Annotated in this window: 18 protein-coding genes; 7 read left to right on the top strand and 11 right to left on the bottom strand. The window is 68.1% G+C overall.

What is annotated here, in order from left to right:
* Positions 1–80: 80 nt before the first annotated feature.
* Positions 81–1,508 (top strand): pyruvate kinase, encoded by a 1,428-nt coding sequence (gene pyk, locus AB0436_RS19625; protein WP_366469172.1) that lies wholly within the window; start codon positions 81–83, stop codon positions 1,506–1,508.
* 107 nt (positions 1,509–1,615) lie between these two features.
* Here the strand turns inward: pyk and AB0436_RS19620 are convergent, their stop codons facing one another.
* The 4 genes from AB0436_RS19620 to AB0436_RS19605 all read right to left on the bottom strand — a co-directional run bounded on the left by AB0436_RS19620 (position 1,616) and on the right by AB0436_RS19605 (position 5,825).
* Positions 1,616–2,935, bottom strand: coding sequence for a hypothetical protein (locus AB0436_RS19620; protein WP_366469171.1), 1,320 nt, complete (start codon positions 2,933–2,935; stop codon positions 1,616–1,618).
* Positions 2,925–3,506 (bottom strand): DUF6114 domain-containing protein, encoded by a 582-nt coding sequence (locus AB0436_RS19615; RefSeq protein ID WP_366469170.1) that lies wholly within the window; start codon positions 3,504–3,506, stop codon positions 2,925–2,927. Before AB0436_RS19615 ends, AB0436_RS19620 begins: the two co-directional genes overlap by 11 nt.
* 94 nt (positions 3,507–3,600) lie before the next feature.
* On the bottom strand, positions 3,601–4,233 hold the full coding sequence (locus tag AB0436_RS19610) for a DUF6230 family protein (RefSeq protein ID WP_366469169.1): 633 nt from the start codon (positions 4,231–4,233) through the stop codon (positions 3,601–3,603).
* Between the two features lie 614 nt (positions 4,234–4,847).
* Entirely contained in the window at positions 4,848–5,825 is a 978-nt protein-coding gene (locus tag AB0436_RS19605; protein ID WP_366469168.1) for a tetratricopeptide repeat protein, read from the bottom strand.
* A gap of 241 nt (positions 5,826–6,066) precedes the next feature.
* On the opposite strand from AB0436_RS19605, the gene AB0436_RS19600 reads away from it, so the two are divergent.
* On the top strand, positions 6,067–6,753 hold the full coding sequence (locus AB0436_RS19600; protein WP_366469167.1) for a TetR/AcrR family transcriptional regulator: 687 nt from the start codon (positions 6,067–6,069) through the stop codon (positions 6,751–6,753).
* Here the strand turns inward: AB0436_RS19600 and AB0436_RS19595 are convergent.
* The 5 genes from AB0436_RS19595 to AB0436_RS19575 form a co-directional block, all read right to left on the bottom strand.
* The gene (locus AB0436_RS19595; protein WP_366469166.1) at positions 6,729–8,429 is read right to left on the bottom strand and encodes a methylmalonyl-CoA mutase family protein; all 1,701 of its coding nucleotides are present in this window, start codon (positions 8,427–8,429) and stop codon (positions 6,729–6,731) included. The genes AB0436_RS19600 and AB0436_RS19595 overlap by 25 nt on opposite strands.
* A gap of 74 nt (positions 8,430–8,503) precedes the next feature.
* Complete coding sequence (locus tag AB0436_RS19590) at positions 8,504–8,842, bottom strand: DUF3817 domain-containing protein (RefSeq protein ID WP_366469165.1); 339 nt, start codon at positions 8,840–8,842, stop codon at positions 8,504–8,506.
* 62 nt (positions 8,843–8,904) lie between these two features.
* Positions 8,905–9,414 (bottom strand): MarR family transcriptional regulator, encoded by a 510-nt coding sequence (locus AB0436_RS19585; protein ID WP_366469164.1) that lies wholly within the window; start codon positions 9,412–9,414, stop codon positions 8,905–8,907.
* 76 nt (positions 9,415–9,490) lie between these two features.
* The gene (locus tag AB0436_RS19580; protein ID WP_365849203.1) at positions 9,491–9,784 is read right to left on the bottom strand and encodes an MTH1187 family thiamine-binding protein; all 294 of its coding nucleotides are present in this window, start codon (positions 9,782–9,784) and stop codon (positions 9,491–9,493) included.
* Complete coding sequence (locus tag AB0436_RS19575; RefSeq protein ID WP_366469163.1) at positions 9,781–10,125, bottom strand: DUF3817 domain-containing protein; 345 nt, start codon at positions 10,123–10,125, stop codon at positions 9,781–9,783. Before AB0436_RS19575 ends, AB0436_RS19580 begins: the two co-directional genes overlap by 4 nt.
* A 173-nt stretch (positions 10,126–10,298) precedes the next feature.
* Here AB0436_RS19575 and AB0436_RS19570 point away from each other — a divergent pair, with 173 nt between their 5' ends.
* From AB0436_RS19570 to AB0436_RS19555, 4 genes are all read left to right on the top strand, one after another.
* Positions 10,299–10,937: an AIM24 family protein gene (locus AB0436_RS19570; RefSeq protein ID WP_366469162.1), complete on the top strand. Its 639-nt coding sequence runs from the start codon at positions 10,299–10,301 to the stop codon at positions 10,935–10,937.
* Positions 10,937–11,587 carry an AIM24 family protein gene (locus AB0436_RS19565; RefSeq protein WP_366469161.1) on the top strand — a complete coding sequence of 217 codons (651 nt, stop codon included), beginning with the start codon at positions 10,937–10,939 and terminating at the stop codon, positions 11,585–11,587. The genes AB0436_RS19570 and AB0436_RS19565 overlap by 1 nt, the downstream gene beginning before the upstream one ends.
* Complete coding sequence (locus tag AB0436_RS19560; RefSeq protein ID WP_366469160.1) at positions 11,584–12,360, top strand: AIM24 family protein; 777 nt, start codon at positions 11,584–11,586, stop codon at positions 12,358–12,360. Before AB0436_RS19565 ends, AB0436_RS19560 begins: the two co-directional genes overlap by 4 nt.
* A 107-nt stretch (positions 12,361–12,467) precedes the next feature.
* A complete protein-coding gene (locus tag AB0436_RS19555) occupies positions 12,468–12,941 on the top strand; it encodes a MarR family transcriptional regulator (protein ID WP_366469159.1) in 474 nt (157 codons plus the stop codon).
* A 34-nt stretch (positions 12,942–12,975) separates the two neighbouring features.
* Here AB0436_RS19555 and meaB read toward each other — a convergent pair whose 3' ends face one another.
* Both meaB and AB0436_RS19545 read right to left on the bottom strand, forming a co-directional pair.
* Positions 12,976–13,944 (bottom strand): methylmalonyl Co-A mutase-associated GTPase MeaB, encoded by a 969-nt coding sequence (meaB, locus tag AB0436_RS19550; RefSeq protein ID WP_366469158.1) that lies wholly within the window; start codon positions 13,942–13,944, stop codon positions 12,976–12,978.
* Between the two features lie 121 nt (positions 13,945–14,065).
* Positions 14,066–15,271, bottom strand: coding sequence for an acetyl-CoA C-acetyltransferase (locus tag AB0436_RS19545; RefSeq protein ID WP_366469157.1), 1,206 nt, complete (start codon positions 15,269–15,271; stop codon positions 14,066–14,068).
* Between the two features lie 158 nt (positions 15,272–15,429).
* Between AB0436_RS19545 and mce the strand changes: the two genes are divergently transcribed.
* Positions 15,430–15,879: a methylmalonyl-CoA epimerase gene (gene mce, locus AB0436_RS19540; protein ID WP_365849216.1), complete on the top strand. Its 450-nt coding sequence runs from the start codon at positions 15,430–15,432 to the stop codon at positions 15,877–15,879.
* Positions 15,880–16,020: the final 141 nt, after the last annotated feature.

Raw genomic sequence — 16,020 nt, 5'->3', positions numbered from 1 at the left:
ACCTGAGCGCCGTCCCGCCCATTTGTACTTTCCACCAGGCGGAATATTCCGCAGCGAAACAAACCGATAGGATCCGCCCCATGCGCCGTTCCAAAATCGTCTGCACACTGGGCCCAGCCGTCGACTCCTATGAGCAGCTGAAAACGCTCATCGAGGCCGGTATGAATGTGGCCCGTCTGAATATGAGCCATGGGTCCCACGCTGAGCACGAGGAGCGGTACCACCGTGTCCGGAAGGCCGCAGAGGCCTCCGGTCACGCGGTGGGTGTGCTCGCCGACCTGCAGGGCCCGAAGATCCGCCTCGAGACCTTCGCCGAGGGCCCGGTCGAGCTGGTGCGCGGTGACGAGTTCACCATCACCTCCGACGACGTGGCCGGTGACCGGACCATCTGCGGCACCACCTACAAGGGTCTGCCCGGGGATGTGGCCAAGGGCGACCCGATCCTGATCAACGACGGAAACGTCGAGCTCAAGGTCACCTCGGTCGAGGGTCCGCAGGTCAGGACCATCGTCATCGAGGGCGGCGTCATCTCCGACCACAAGGGCATCAACCTGCCCGGTGCTGCGGTGAACGTCCCGGCCCTGTCCGAGAAGGACATCGAGGACCTGCGCTTCGCGCTGCGGATGGGATGCGACCTGGTGGCGCTCTCCTTCGTACGCGACGCCGGCGACGTGCGGGACGTCCACAAGATCATGGACGAGGAGGGCCGCCGGGTCCCCGTCATCGCCAAGGTCGAGAAGCCGCAGGCCGTCGCCAACATGGAGGGCGTCGTCGCGGCCTTCGACGGCGTCATGGTCGCCCGCGGCGACCTGGCCGTCGAGTACCCGCTCGAGAAGGTCCCGATGGTGCAGAAGCGCCTCATCGAGCTCTGCCGCCGCAACGCCAAGCCGGTGATCGTCGCGACCCAGATGATGGAGTCGATGATCACCAACTCGCGCCCGACGCGCGCCGAGGCCTCCGATGTCGCCAACGCCATCCTGGACGGCGCCGACGCGGTCATGCTCTCCGCGGAGTCCTCGGTCGGGGCCTACCCGGTCGAGACCGTCAAAACCATGTCGAAGATCGTCGTGGCGGCCGAGGAGGAACTGCTCTCCAAGGGCCTCCAGCCCCTGGTCCCCGGCAAGAAGCCGCGCACCCAGGGCGGTTCGGTGGCCCGCGCGGCCTGTGAGATCGCGGACTTCCTCAACGCCAAGGCGCTGGTCGCCTTCACCCAGTCCGGTGACACCGCCCGACGCCTCTCCCGCTACCGCACCTGCCAGCCGATCCTGGCCTTCACCACGGACGAGTCGACCCGCTGTCAGCTCGCGCTGAGCTGGGGCGTCGAGTCGTACGTCGTCCCGCACGTGGACAACACCGACGCGATGGTCGATCTGGTCGACGCCGAACTGCTGAAGCTCAAGCGTTACAGCGACGGCGACAAGATGGTCATCACCGCCGGTTCGCCCCCCGGCGTCCCCGGCACCACCAACATGGTCCGGGTGCACCACCTGGGCGGCGAGAGCGCGTAGTCCCGCCGACTGGCTGACCGCCCGTCATGACGGTGGCCCGCACCCCGAGTCGAGGGGTGCGGGCCACCGTCGTTTCCGCGGCTCCCGGACGTGCTTCGGACGGCGGATCAGACGCCGGTGAAGTAGTTCTGGAGTCCGGGGACCGTGAGGGTGCCGCCGAACTGGCCCGCCTGCTTCACCGTGACGTTCGTGAAGAAGGCGAACGGCACGTTGATGGGGGGCGGGGTCTCGGGGCTGAACGTGATCGGGATGAGACCGAAGAGGTTGCCCTTCAGCGACTCCGTGTACATGGTGACCGTGCCGTTGCGGATCGTGGACGTCGAGCCGGTGGCCGCCTTGACGTTGCCGGTCGAGCCGTTCGGGCCGACCGTCAACTGGTGCAGGTCCTTGATGTCCACCGACTTCGAGGTGAACTTGAGAACCTTCTTGATCTTTCCGCTGCCGGTCCGGACCTCGACGATGCCCTTGTAGTCGAGACCACTGAGGGTGAGCATCGAGCTCTTCAGCGTCCATGCCTCGTCCGGCAGAGCGGGGATGCCCTGCTCCAGGTCGGCCGCGGCGAGCGCCTTGGGGTCCGCGGTCGGGCACGGATAGGACGGCTTGGCGCCGTCCGGTATCGCGGTGTCCTTCTTCGGAGTCAGGCCCTTGGCGTCCGCAGGCAGTTCCTCGACGGACTTGCCGGCCTGGGCCGCGGCGTCGCGAATCTTCTGGGCGGTTTCGTCCGCCGTCTTCTTCGCAGCGGCGCTGACCTTGTCCGTGACCTTCGAGACGGTCTGGTCGCCCGCCTTGGACGCATCCGTCTTGGAAGCGTCGTCGGAGGCCTTGGACGCGTCGCTCGACGCGGAGGCCGACGGAGTCGGGGACGGACTGGCCGTGTCCTTGTCCGAGCCGCCGCCGAGCAGGCTGCTGAGCGCGTCGCCGACACCCAGCGGATCCAGCGGGTTCTTCGTCTTCGTCGCGGTCGGCGACGGGGTGGACGAAGCGGACGGCTGGTCCGACGAGGAGGCGGTGGACTTCTTGGCCGCGCTGCCGGTCGCCGACGGGGACGGCTGGTCCGACGTACTCGCGGACCCGTCCTTCGACTTGTCGGCCGTCTTCGCCTTGTCGGCGGACGACGAACTCGACGCACTGGCGGACGGGCTCGGCGATTCCGAGGGCTTCGCCGAATCGCTCGGCTGGTCGGAACGCGTGACGCAGGGGCCGGCCGCGAACGGAATGTCTCCGCCGTCGTCGGCCATCGCCAGCTTAGGGGTGAGCCCCATCCCGACGACCACCGCGGTGGGCATCGCAGCAAGGGCTATCGCCTTGCTGGTGGGAATGTGCAGCTTCGTCAGCAACGACTTCCGGGGGGCCGCGTGACGCCCCCCTCTTCGCTCGGAGAGGTCGTCGCCTTCGGTGGTACTCAGCTGCGATTCGTCACCCCGCACGGTGCCTCCCACCGTTGGCATCCACTGTCGTGTCGTTGTGCGCGGCCGGCTGCTGCCCGGGGACGATCGCCGGCCGGAACGCGTCGAAGCCGCTCACGCGCTCCGGCCCGTCAGGCGTCCCGCCCTGCGGGGACACGCCCTCGGGTTCGCCCTCGGTCGGCACGGCCGGCGCCCTGTCCGGCTTGGCAGGCGCCCAGGAGAGAGCGAGTGCACCACCGAGCGCGGAGAGCAGGAAGCCGAGGATGAAACCGCCGATGTTGGACACCGGGAGGGAGATCAGCGCGAGCAGGATCGCCGCGATACCCGCGAACACCCGGACGACGCTGTGGAACCACATCGTCACACCGAGCGTGATGAGCAGTGCGCCGATGATCAGCGACCCGGCGCCCCCGGTGGTGGACATGGCGATCGTCATGTTCCCGAGGTGCATGTTGGCGTACGGGAAGTAAATGATCGGTCCACCGCCCGCCAGGGTGAACAGGCCCGCCCAGAAGGGTCGGCTTCCCCGCCAGTCGTGGAAGCGAAGCCGCCAATAGGTGAAGGTGCGGGAACCCGTGGACTCGGCGCTCATGGAAAACAGCTCCCTGGTACCGGTGTTGCTGAGGGGTAGAAAGGTTCGGGCGGCCGGGGGGCCCGTGGCGCTCCCCCCGGCTGCCCGGGCATGCTTAGTAGCACTCCTGGACGCCCGAGTGCAGCCTCAGGCTCAGATTGCTGAGCTTGAAGGTACCGGCGGTGGTCGCCCACGCCGTCTGCTTCACGTGAGTCAGGGTCGCCTCTTCGGCTCGCTGCGCGAAACCGTTGGGGTTGACCTTCTTCTCCGTGCCCTTCTGGATGCCCGCGTCGCCGGCCGCAACACCGATGTCGATGTTCTTGAACGACGCGTCGGCGTCGAGGCTGGCGACATCGAGGTAGAGGTTGGTCGCCTCGACCGGCTTCTTGGCGTCCGTACCGGCGTGCAGTTGCAGCGTGACGCTGCCAAGGCCGAACGGCAGGTCAGGAGTGACCACCGACTGGCACATGTTGTTGATGGTCGCGCTGCTGAAGCCCGACACCGCCACCGCGTGCGCGGCGTCCTTGCCATCGAGGGTCTTGCCGGTGGCAACGCTGCCGTACTGGACGAAGTCCTGACCGACCAGCTTGTCCGCACTGACCTTGAAGCTCTGGCCGGACACGCTGAACGACGCGGCGAGCGCGCCCTGCGCCAGGCCCACGCCCACCGCTGCGGTCGCGACCACGGTCGGAACCATGACCAGCGCGAACCGCTTCCATCTGGTTCCGCCACGTATCTGGGAACTCACTAATTTCCTCCTTCTCGGACGTACATCTCCGGATCGGGTCGAGCCCGCCCTGGGATGGGAGAAGTGCTACGTCCTCGGGAAGGAGAGCGCCCGTATCAGAAGCGGGAACCGCGACCGATGCACTGGCGATCACCCCCGAGCGACAACCACTGGCCACGCCTTCGCGTAACCGCTGGACAGGCCCCGCCGGGTAGCAGGAACCCCCCTGTCCCCGGCCGGCATTGCTGCCGCCGACCGGCTCGGTGGGGACCCAAGAAGTTACACGCGCGACCGGATGCCGCGCTGGTGCGTTATTGGACCGAGCGTGGCCGATCGTCGTGCATTCGCGGCTGCGACACAAGGGGCTCGTTACCGACTAGTAACGGCCGGATAACCGAACCGCGACCAGGGGATATCAAGCGGGCACACAGGGTACGGCCGTCGCCGTCGCCACATGGGGTGATAGCCGCCCACATTCGGGCAGAATCCCTCGCTCCGCTTACTGCGAGTAACAGACAACCGCAATTGCCAAGTTTTGGCAAAGTACGGCTGTCTGTTGTCGCTGTGTCGCCAAATCGTCAGCCACAACTCATCAGTGGCGCACGTTTAGTCACTGTTCAGAGCAGCGTGCGTGTTCAGAACAGCACTCGGGCGAGAGCGGAGCGCGCAGCGGTGACCCTCGGATCCTCCGAACCGATCACCTCGAAGAGGTGCAGCAGATGCACCCGGGCGGCCTCGCGATCGTCACTCGCAGTGCGCTGCACCGTCTCGACGAGACGCCCGAAGGCATCCTCCACATGGCCGCCGACCAGGTCGAGATCGGCCGCGGCGAGCTGGGTCGGGACATCCGTCGGCTTCTCGGCCGCGTCCTTGCGCACCTGCTGCGGGTCCAGCTTCTGCACGCGTGACAGCAACTCGGCCTGGGCCAGGCCGAGTTTGGCCTCCTCATTGCCCGGATCGTCGACCAGTACATTCTTGTACGCCTGGATGGCACCACCGAAGTCGTTGGCATCCAGCGCCTGTACGGCCGCTTCGAGCAGGGCGTCATAGGGGCCCGCCGGCGCCGCGGCGGGTGCCTCGTCGCCGGCCGGCGGCGCGGCGTCCGGGTCGACGGCGATGCCGGTGAGACCGAAGCGCTCCTCGCCGACCTGGATCAACTGGTCCAGGGTCTGCCGGATCTGCGCCTCGGGCGCGGCGCCCTGGAAGAGCGGCAGCGCCTGGCCCGCGACGACGGCGAACACGGCGGGGATCCCCTGGATCCCGAACTGCTGCATCAGCATCTGGTTGGCATCGACGTCGATCTTGGCGAGAACGAAGCGGCCGTTGTAGTCGACGGCGAGCCGCTCGAGCAGCGGGCTGAGCTGCTTGCACGGCTCGCACCACTCCGCCCAGAAGTCGATGACGACCGGGACTTCGGCGGAGCGCTGGATGACATCGCGCTCGAAGCCGGCTTCTTCTACATCGATCACCAGCGACGCTGCGGAGACGGCTGCGGGGCCGCCCTGCTCGGCGGCCTGGGCGCGCGCCTGCTCCGCCTTCTGCCGGGCCTCGCCGGCGGCCTTCACTGCGGCGAGGTCGACGACGCCGCTCATGGACATGTTCCTAGGCTGCATACGTACATCCTCCCCCCTCCGCCGCTCGTTCCGAAAAGCTGCCGGCCCGATTCACCGTGTTGCGGCGCGGGGTCCCCACCCTGCGCCAGTGGATCGTCATGTGGTCGTCGCGTGGTTCGTGGTCCTTACGCTACGACTCGTAGCGTAACTCGTTGATCGCGATCGGCGCGCGTGTTTTCGTTTCCCGGTTTCCGTGATCTGACTCACGGCGCCGGAATTACCGACGGGTATGGTCGCGGGCATGTCCTTCAGCAAACACACCCGGACGGGTCGCCCGCGCAGCGCGGAAGCCGATACCGCGATCCTCGATGCGACACGGGCGGCGCTGGTGGAGCTGGGCTGGTCCAGGCTGACCATGGGCGATGTGGCGACCCGCGCCGGGGTGGCGAAGACCACTCTGTACCGGCGCTGGGCGAACAAGAACGAGCTCGTGGTGGACGCGGTCGCGGTCCTCTTCGATGAACTCGACCTGCCGGACCTGGGCAGCCTGACGGACGACATCGAGGGCGTGGTGCTGCAGTTCGCGGCGCTTCTCGCCCGGCCGGAGACCAAGACGGCGCTGATGGCGGTGGTCGCGGAGTCGATCGGCGACGAGGCGCTGCGGGGCCGGATCCGCTCGGCGATCGTGGACCGGCAGAAGCGACTGGTGACCCTGGGCCGCGAACGCGCCCAGGCCCGGGGCGAACTCCCCTACGAGGACGACCCGGACGCCTCGGACCGGCAGACGGACCTGATTTTCGACGTGGTCGCCGGAGCGGTGGTGCACCGCGCCCTGATCAGCGCCGAACCGGTCGACGCCACCTGGGCCCGGGACTTCACTTTGCTGCTGTGTACGGGGCTGAACCCGGCGATCCCGCCGGGGGCGGCCGGCATCGCGGCCGGCGCCCCCGGGCCGGTGACCCGTCAGAACCCGGGCGGCTCCGTGTAGACGCCCCACTCCTCGCGCAGCACCCCGCAGATCTCGCCCAGCGTGGCCTCCGCCCTTACCGCGTCCAGCATCGGCTCGATCATGTTCGAGCCGCCCCGGGCGGCGGCCAGCATCACGTCGAGCGTGGCGCGGACGCGGGTCTCGTCGCGGGCGGCCCTGCGGGTGGTCAGGTCGCGTACCTGGTCGCGCTCCACCTCGTGGCTGACCCGGAGGATCTCCAGATCGCCGGTCACCGAGCCGTGGTGGCAGTTGACGCCGACGACGCGCTTGTCGCCCTTCTCGACCGAACGCTGGTACTGGAAAGCCGATTCGGCGATCTCTCCGGTGAACCAGCCGTCCTCGATGCCCCGCAGGATGCCGGAGGTCATCGGTCCGATGGGGTGCTGCCCGTCCGGGTGGGCCCGCAGGCCGCGTTCCTTGATCTGGTCGAAGATCTTCTCGGCGTCGGCCTCGATGCGGTCGGTGAGCTGCTCGATGTACCAGGAACCGCCCAGCGGGTCCGCGACGTTGGCCACGCCGGTCTCCTCCATCAGCACCTGCTGGGTCCGCAGGGCGATCTCCGCCGCCTGCTCGCTCGGCAGGGCGAGGGTCTCGTCCAGCGCGTTGGTGTGCAGGGAGTTGGTGCCGCCGAGCACCGCGGCCAGCGCTTCGACCGCCGTACGGACCACGTTGTTGTACGGCTGCTGCGCGGTCAGCGAGACACCGGCCGTCTGGGTGTGGAAGCGCAGCCACTGCGCCTTGTCGCTCCGCGCGCCGTACACGTCCTTCATCCAGCGGGCCCAGATCCGGCGGGCCGCGCGGAACTTGGCGATCTCCTCGAAGAAGTCGACGTGCGCGTCGAAGAAGAAGGACAGGCCCGGCGCGAAGACGTCCACGTCCAGGCCGCGGGAGAGGCCGAGCTCCACGTAACCGAAGCCGTCCGCCAGCGTGTACGCGAGCTCCTGCGCGGCCGTCGAGCCCGCTTCGCGGATGTGGTAACCGGAGACCGAGAGCGGCTTGTACGCGGGGATGGCGGCCGCGCAGTGCTCCATCAGGTCGCCGATGAGACGCAGATGCGGCTCGGGCTGGAAGAGCCACTCCTTCTGGGCGATGTACTCCTTGAAGATGTCCGTCTGGAGCGTCCCGTTGAGCACGGCCGGGTCGATGCCCTGGCGCTCGGCGGCCACCAGGTACATGCAGAAGACCGGCACGGCCGGGCCGCTGATCGTCATCGACGTGGTGACGTCGCCGAGCGGGATGTCCTGGAAGAGGACCTCCATGTCGGCGGCCGAGTCGATGGCGACCCCGCAGTGACCGACCTCACCCAGCGACTTCGGCTCGTCGGAGTCGCGGCCCATCAGCGTCGGCATGTCGAAGGCGACGGACAGGCCGCCGCCCCCGTTGGCCAGGATCTTCTTGTACCGCTCGTTGGTCTGCCGCGCGTTCCCGAAGCCGGCGAACTGCCGGATCGTCCACGTGCGGCCTCGGTAGCCGGTGGGGTACAGACCGCGGGTGTACGGGTACTCACCCGGCCAGCCGATCCGCTCGAATCCCTCGTACGTGTCGCCGGGCCGGGGCCCGTAGACCGGGTCCACCGGGTCCCCGGAGAGCGTGGAGAAATCGGCGTCCCGCTTACGGGCCTTGTCGTACCTGGCCTGCCAGCGTCGGCGGCCCTCTTCGATGGCGTGAGCGTCCATACCACCGAAGATACTTGGACGTCCTAGTATCTGTCGAAGGGGGACCGCCCACGCGGTGCGCGGGCGGCTCGGAACTACGCCTTGGCTGCGACCGGGGCCGGGTCCGCGACCAGGGGCTCGAGCTCCCGGGAGACCTTGCGCTCGACGAAGAAGGCCGCCGTCGGGATGGTCCCGGCCAGCAGCACCCAGATCTGCTTGGCCACCGGCCACTTGGCCTTGGAGCCCAGATCGAAGGCGAAGATCAGGTACACCACGTACAGCCAGCCGTGCGCGATACCGACGACGCTGACGAAGCCGGTCGCCCCGTTGATGTCCAGGAGGTACTTGGCGATGACGCCGAGGGTCAGCAGGACCAGCAGCACACCGGTGATGTAGGCCATCACCCGGTAGCGGGTCAGCACGCTTCGTTTCATGCAGTCGAGCGTAACCGGACGCAAGGGGCGATCTTCGGGCGGGTCGCCACCCGGAGCCGTGGTCAGTGCTCCTCGAAATCCTCCGCGGCCACCCGCAGCGGCCTGAGCATCGCGAAGATCTCGCCGCACTCCTCAGCGTCGTACGCGCCGAGCCCGAAGTCCATCTCCATCAGGGCCTTGGTGGCCGCCTCGACCACCTCACGGCCCTTGTCGGTGATGGAGGCCAGCGTGCCGCGCCCGTCGTTCGGATTGGGGCGCTTGTCGACCAGACCGGACCGCACCAGCCGGTCGACGGTGTTCGTCACCGAGGTGGGATGCACCATCAGCCGCTCGCCGATCTTGGACATCGGCAGTTCGCCGGCCTTGGAGAAGGTGAGCAGCACCAGCGCCTCGTAGCGGGCGAAGGTCAGCCCGTACGGCTTGACGATCGCGTCCACCTCCGCGAGCAGGATCTGGTGCGCACGCATGATGGAGGTGATCGCGGCCATCGAGGGGACGGGCCCCCAGCGCTGCTGCCAGAGTTCGTCGGCGCGCGCGATGGGATCGAAGGCAAGACTGAGCGGCTTCGGCACGGCGTCGACCCTACCGGCCGGTCATATGACGGTCAGCCCCGTCTCGCCCCTCGGTCTCCGGGGACGGACCGACCGGCTATTCGGCGAGGTGCCGCTCGACGGTCGCGACCTTGGACGTCAGGCCGTCCGTGACGCCCGGCCTGATGTCCGCCTTGAGTACCAGCGAGACACGCGGCGAGCGTTCCTCGACCACGGCGACGGCGCGCTTGACCACCGCCATGACCTCGTCCCACTCGCCCTCGATCGAGGTGAACATGGCGTCCGTGCGGTTGGGGAGCCCCGACTCCCGTACGACGCGGACCGCGTCGGCGACATACTCGCCGACGTCCTCGCCGACGCCGAGCGGGGAGACCGAGAAGGCGACGATCACGACGTGACCACGCCCTCGCGGCGGGCGCGGGAGGCGATGACCGCGTCCTCGGCCTCGCGGCGCAGCTTGCGCTCGGCGAAGAAGCCGCCGGTGGGCAGCACCGAGAGCACGAAGTAGAGGACGCCCCTCTTCGCGGACCACTTGGTGCGGTTCCAGGCGTCCGCCCAGAAGAGCACGTACAGCACGAAGAGCACGCCGTGCACCATGCCCATCACCGGCACCGCGTTGAAGTCCGTCGTCCGCTTGAGCACGGAGCAGACGAGCAGCAGCAGGAACGAAACCGCCTCGGGGGCGGAGACCAGACGGAGGCGGCGGATTGCGGATGCGGTCTTGATGTCCACGGAGGAAACCTTCGGCAGCGGGCGACGGGGGGTGGTCCGGCGGGTACGTGATCTTGTGAAAGTACGCACAAGCTTGCCCCATTGTGTCAGCCCCGCTTCTCAGGGGTCCTTCAGGGTGGAGACCGGACCCCGGCACGCTGTTCGTAGCCCTTCCTGCCCGTTACCTTCGATCCGTGGCTCAGTTCCGACTCCAAGGCAGCAAGGTCCTCGCCGTCGACCTGACAGGCGACGCCGTCAAAGCGAAGAACGGCTCGATGATCGCTTATGACGGCCGGATGACCTTCAAGAAGATGTCCGGCGGAGGTGAGGGTCTCCGCGGCATGGTGACCCGGCGGCTCACCGGCGAGCAGATGACCGTGATGGAGGTGCGGGGCGAAGGGACCTGTTACTTCGCCGACCGGGCGACCGAGATAAACCTCGTCACCCTGAACGGCGAGAAGCTCCATGTCGAAGCGAGCAATCTCCTGTGCACGGACGCGGGGCTGCGCACCGGCACCACCTTCACCGGGCTGCGCGGCGCCTCCCAGGGCAACGGACTGTTCACCACCACGGTCGAGGGATCGGGGCAGGCCGCGATCATGTCGGACGGGCCCGCGGTGGTGCTGCGGGTGAGCGACCGGTACCCGCTCCAGGTCGACCCCGGTGCGTACATCGCGCACACCGGCAACCTCCGGCAGCACTTCCAGACCGGCGTCAGTTTCCGGACGTTCATGGGCGAGGGCTCGGGCGAGTCCTTCCAGATCCGCTTCGAGGGCGACGGGCTCGTGTACGTCCAGCCCAGCGAACGCAGCACCGTCGGGGGCGATGTCTGATGCCGTTCAACGAGATCAACTCGAAGATGGTCGAGGCGGTGGTGGCGCCCGGGCAGAAGATGTTCAGTCAGCGCGGGGCGATGCTCGCCTACAAGGGCGAGGTCACGTTCACGCCGAACATCCAGGGCGGTCAGGGCGGCATGATGTCGATGATCGGACGACGGGTGGCCAACGAGGCGACCCCGCTGATGACGGTTGAGGGCAACGGCACGGTGATGTTCGGGCACGGCGGCCATCACATCCAGGTCATCTCGCTGGCCGGCGACACCCTCTACGTGGAGGCGGACCGGTTGCTGGCGTTCGACGGGACCCTTCAGCAGGGCACCATGTTCATGGGCGCGCAGGGCGGGGTCATGGGGATGGTGCGCGGCCAGGTCACCGGCCAGGGACTCTTCACCACCACCCTGAAGGGCCACGGCGCGGTGGCGGTGATGGCGCACGGCGGGGTGGTGGAGCTGCCGATCACCCCGCAGCGGCCCGTGCACGTCGATCCGCAGGCATACGTCGCGCACCACGGGGACGTGCGCAACAGGCTCTCCACCGCGCTCGGCTGGCGCGACATGGTGGGGCGCGGCTCGGGCGAGGCGTTCCAGCTGGAGCTGTCGGGCAGTGGCGCCGTGTACGTACAGGCCTCGGAGGAGAAGCTGTGACCGGACCCGTGGTCTTCGACCCGATGACGCTGCCGGCCAACGACAACGTCAACAAGTACACCTTCTGCGTGGAGCTCAACGGCGGCCAGTGGTTCCTGCAGAAGGGCAAGATGATCGCCTATTACGGGCGGATCCAGTACGACGGCTTCGGCCACGGCCGGTTCGATCATCTGCTGCGCAGCAGTTTCCACTCCCCGATGCACGTCCAGGACTGGGTGGTGGCGGAGGGCTCGGGAAAGATGCTGCTCGCGGACCGCGCCTTCGATGTGAACTCGTACGACCTGGAGGACGGCAACCTCACGATCCGCTCCGGGAACCTGCTGGCCTTCGAGCCGTCGCTGGCGCTGAAGCAGCCGATCGTGCCGGGCTTCCTGACGCTGATCGGGACGGGCAAGTTCGTGGCTGCTTCCAACGGGCCCGTCGTCTTCATGGAACCGCCGATGAGGGTGGATCCCCAGGCGCTGGTGGGATGGGCGGACTGTCCTTCGCCCTGCCATCACTACGACCACGCGTACCTGACGGGCGTGCTGGGCGGCATCCGGTCGCTCACCGGACTCGGAGGCACGTCCGGCGAGGAGCACCAGTTCGAGTTCGTGGGAGCCGGGACGGTGCTGCTGCAGTCGACGGAGGTGCTGATGCCGGAGCAGCCGTCGGCGGCGGTGCCCCAGGAGCCCGGCGTTCCCGGTGGTCAAGGGCCCGGTTCCGGCCAATCCGGCGCCTCACCGAGGCTTCCCGGCCAGCTTGCGGATCTTCAGCGTCGCTTCGGCCTGTGAGCGGTAGCCTGCGGAGTGTAACGTCGAACACCTGAGCCCCGGCTCTACCCGCCGGCGCTCACCCCCCAGGTTTGTCCGATATTCAACTTCTTAGGTAGAATTCTCATATGCAGACCGAGACGGCCACCCGCTGGCTGAGCGACGCCGAGCAGTGCGCCTGGCGCACCTACCTGGACGTCAACAGGCTACTCACGTACCAGATGGAGAAGGATCTTCAACCGTTCGGCCTGACCATGAACGACTACGAGATTCTGGTCAATCTGTCGGAGGCGGACGAGAAGCGCATGCGGATGAGTGATCTCGCCGCCGCCACCCTCCAGTCCAAGAGCCGCCTCTCCCACCAGATCACCCGGATGGAGAAGGCCGAGCTGGTCCGCAGGGAGAACTGCGAGTCCGACCGCCGCGGGCTGTTCGCCGTCCTCACCGACCTCGGCGACGAGACCATGCAGAAGGCCGCACCGCACCATGTGGCGTCGGTGCGCCAGCACTTCATCGACATGCTCTCGCCGGAGGCGCTGGCGGCTCTGCGCGAGTCGCTGACCCCGGTCGCGGAACAGCTGCGCGGGCGGCGTCAGGGATAACCGGCCCGGTGCGCCCGGGTGGAGGGCCAGGAGGTCAGCCTCCCGCCGTCACACCCTCCACCAGGGCGTCCGCCGCCGCGTACGGGTCCAGCTCACCGGCCACGATCCGCTCGGCCAGCGCGCCGAGCCGCCGGTCGCCCCGGAGATCACCGATCCGCTCGCGGAGCGCGGTGACGGCGATCGTCTCGACCTCGTGCGCCGCACGCGCACGACGCCGTTCGGACAGCACACCGCGCTCCTCCATCCACGCCCGGTGCTTCTCCAGCGCCTCGACGACCTCGTCGGTGCCCTCGCCGCGGGCGGCGACCGTCTTGACGATGGGCGGGCGCCAGTCGCCCGGGGTACGGGACTCCCCGAGGCCCAGCATGTGGTTGAGCTCCCGGGCGGTCGCGTCCGCGCCGTCCCGGTCGGCCTTATTGACCACGTAGACGTCGCCGATCTCCAGGATCCCCGCCTTGGCGGCCTGGATACCGTCGCCCATGCCGGGGGCGAGCAGCACGACGGAAGTGTCGGCCTGCGAGGCGATCTCCACCTCGGACTGGCCGACGCCGACCGTCTCGACCAGCACGATGTCGCAGCCGGCCGCGTCCAGGACCCGGATGGCCTGCGGAGCGGCCCAGGCGAGGCCGCCGAGGTGACCTCGGGTGGCCATCGACCTGATGTAGACGCCGGGGTCCGACGCATGGTCGGACATCCGGACCCGGTCGCCGAGCAGCGCTCCCCCGGAAAAGGGGGAGGACGGGTCGACGGCGAGCACACCGACCCGCTTACCGGCCCGCCGGTAAGCGGAGACCAGCGCCGATGTCGAGGTCGACTTGCCGACCCCGGGAGAACCCGTGAGACCGACGACGTAAGCACCGCCGGTCAGCGGAGCGAGCCGCGCCATCACCTCGCGCAGCTGCGGAGACGCCCCCTCCACCAGCGAGATGAGCCGGGCGACGGCTCGCGGCCGGCCCTCGCGGGCCTGCTCGACCAGGGTGGGGACGTCCACGTCCACGTTCACGGCTCCGATCAGTGCGTTCGGTCAGTCAGGTGTGTTCGGTCAGTCAGGTGTGTTCGGTCAGTCAGGTGTGTTCGGTCAGTCAGGTGTGTTCGGTCAGGTCGGCCGGCAGGCCGGCCGGTCATCAGTTGCCGGGCACGCGCAGGATCAGGGCGTCGCCCTGTCCGCCGCCACCGCACAGCGCGGCCGCACCGACACCGCCGCCGCGTCGCTTCAGTTCGAGCGCGAGGTGCAGGACGATCCGGGCACCGGACATCCCGATGGGGTGGCCGAGGGCGATGGCACCGCCATTGACATTCACCTTTTCCGGTGAAACGCCGAGGTCCTTCATTGACTGCACGGCGACCGCAGCGAAAGCCTCGTTGATCTCGATGAGGTCCAGCTCGGCGACGTCCAGGCCCTCCTTGCCCAGCGCGTGCCGGATGGCGTTGGAGGGCTGGGACTGCAGCGAGTTGTCGGGGCCCGCCACATTGCCGTGCGCGCCGATCTCGGCGATCCAGTCCAGGCCCAGCTCCTCGGCCTTGGCCTTGCTCATCACCACGACCGCCGCCGCACCGTCGGAGATCTGCGAGGAGGTGCCGGCCGTGATCGTGCCGTCCTTGGCGAAGGCCGGGCGCAGCTTGCCGAGGGACTCGGCCGTGGTCTCCGCCCGGATGCCCTCGTCCTGCGAGCAGAGGATCGGCTCACCCTTGCGCTGCGGGATCTGCACCGGCGTGATCTCGGCCTCGAAGAGGCCGTTCTTCTGCGCTGCGGCGGCCCGCTGGTGCGAGGCGGCCGCGAACTCGTCCTGCGGGGCGCGGTCGATGCCGAGGCGGGTGTTGTGCTTCTCGGTCGACTCACCCATCGGGATGGACTCGAAGGAGTCGGTCAGCCCGTCGTGGGCCATCGAGTCGAGCATCCCGATCGCGCCGTACTTGTAGCCCTCGCGGGACTTCGGCAGCAGGTGCGGCGCGTTGGTCATGGACTCCTGACCGCCGGCCACCACCACATCGAACTCACCCGCGCGGATCAGCTGGTCGGCCAGCGCGATGGCGTCCAGGCCGGAGAGACAGACCTTGTTGACGGTGAGCGCCGGGACGTTCATGGGGATGCCCGCCTTGACGGCGGCCTGGCGTGCCGGGAGCTGCCCCGCCCCGGCCTGGAGCACCTGGCCCATGATCACGTACTGCACCTGGTCGCCGCCGATTCCGGCGCGGTCCAGGGCCGCCTTGATGGCGAATGCGCCCAGGTCGGCGCCGGAGAAGGACTTCAGCGAGCCGAGGAGCCGGCCCATCGGGGTCCTTGCTCCTGCGACGATCACGGAGGTGTTGCTGTTGTTCGTTCCGGACATGAGGCTCGGCCCCTTGGATGAGAGTGCGAGTGAGGGTGGGTGGTGGAGTGAACGATGGTTTACCTGAATGTACTGAGCGGTCCGCCGCTCGTCACCGCTCTGCCGATGTGATCGCGCGCACGTTGCGTAACCGTGTGTCGGCACGCTGCACTGGGGGCATGCTGACGCGAATCGACCACATCGGGATTGCCTGCTTCGACCTTGACGCGACTGTCGAGTTCTACCGGGCGACATACGGTTTCGAGGTGTCCCACACCGAAGTCAACGAGGAGCAGGGCGTCCGGGAGGCCATGCTCAAGATCAACGATACGTCCGACGGCGGTGCCTCCTATCTCCAGTTGCTGGAGCCGACCCGGGAGGACTCCGCGGTGGGCAAGTGGCTGGCCAAGAACGGCGAGGGCGTGCATCACATCGCCTTCGGCACTGCGGACGTGGACTCCGACTCGGAATCCATCCGGGACAAGGGGGTACGCGTGCTGTACGACCAGCCGCGCATCGGTTCGATGGGCTCGCGCATCACGTTCCTGCATCCCAAGGACTGCCACGGCGTCCTGACGGAACTGGTCACCGCGTCCACTCCGGATTCATCGGCTCCCAAGGAGCACTGACCTCTGGATACCCGGGCCGGTAGAGTGGGTAACTCCGGTCCGGGGCCGGATCCGGGGCCTGTGACCCATGCCTCGCCGATGATCTGACACCATTCCCCCGGGGGCCCGTCTTCGAGGCGGTGCTCGTTCGGGAAGAGTGTT

The sequence above is a fragment of the Streptomyces sp. NPDC051322 genome, from assembly GCF_040689485.1.
Lineage (GTDB): Bacteria > Actinomycetota > Actinomycetes > Streptomycetales > Streptomycetaceae > Streptomyces.
Note: the sequence above shows the minus strand (reverse complement) of the source record. Positions and strands in the feature narration are given on the sequence as shown.

What these genes read in the sequence shown, in the direction of transcription:
- AB0436_RS19565 (WP_366469161.1), top strand. Translation starts at nt 10,937, where the DNA reads ATGCCGTTCAACGAGATCAACTCGAAGATGGTCGAGGCGGTGGTGGCG.
- AB0436_RS19555 (WP_366469159.1), top strand. Translation starts at nt 12,468, where the DNA reads ATGCAGACCGAGACGGCCACCCGCTGGCTGAGCGACGCCGAGCAGTGC.
- AB0436_RS19590 (WP_366469165.1), bottom strand. Translation starts at nt 8,842, where the DNA reads ATGAAACGAAGCGTGCTGACCCGCTACCGGGTGATGGCCTACATCACC.
- pyk (WP_366469172.1), top strand. Translation starts at nt 81, where the DNA reads ATGCGCCGTTCCAAAATCGTCTGCACACTGGGCCCAGCCGTCGACTCC.
- AB0436_RS19615 (WP_366469170.1), bottom strand. Translation starts at nt 3,506, where the DNA reads ATGAGCGCCGAGTCCACGGGTTCCCGCACCTTCACCTATTGGCGGCTT.
- AB0436_RS19595 (WP_366469166.1), bottom strand. Translation starts at nt 8,429, where the DNA reads ATGGACGCTCACGCCATCGAAGAGGGCCGCCGACGCTGGCAGGCCAGG.
- mce (WP_365849216.1), top strand. Translation starts at nt 15,430, where the DNA reads ATGCTGACGCGAATCGACCACATCGGGATTGCCTGCTTCGACCTTGAC.
- AB0436_RS19605 (WP_366469168.1), bottom strand. Translation starts at nt 5,825, where the DNA reads ATGCAGCCTAGGAACATGTCCATGAGCGGCGTCGTCGACCTCGCCGCA.
- AB0436_RS19600 (WP_366469167.1), top strand. Translation starts at nt 6,067, where the DNA reads ATGTCCTTCAGCAAACACACCCGGACGGGTCGCCCGCGCAGCGCGGAA.
- AB0436_RS19545 (WP_366469157.1), bottom strand. Translation starts at nt 15,271, where the DNA reads ATGTCCGGAACGAACAACAGCAACACCTCCGTGATCGTCGCAGGAGCA.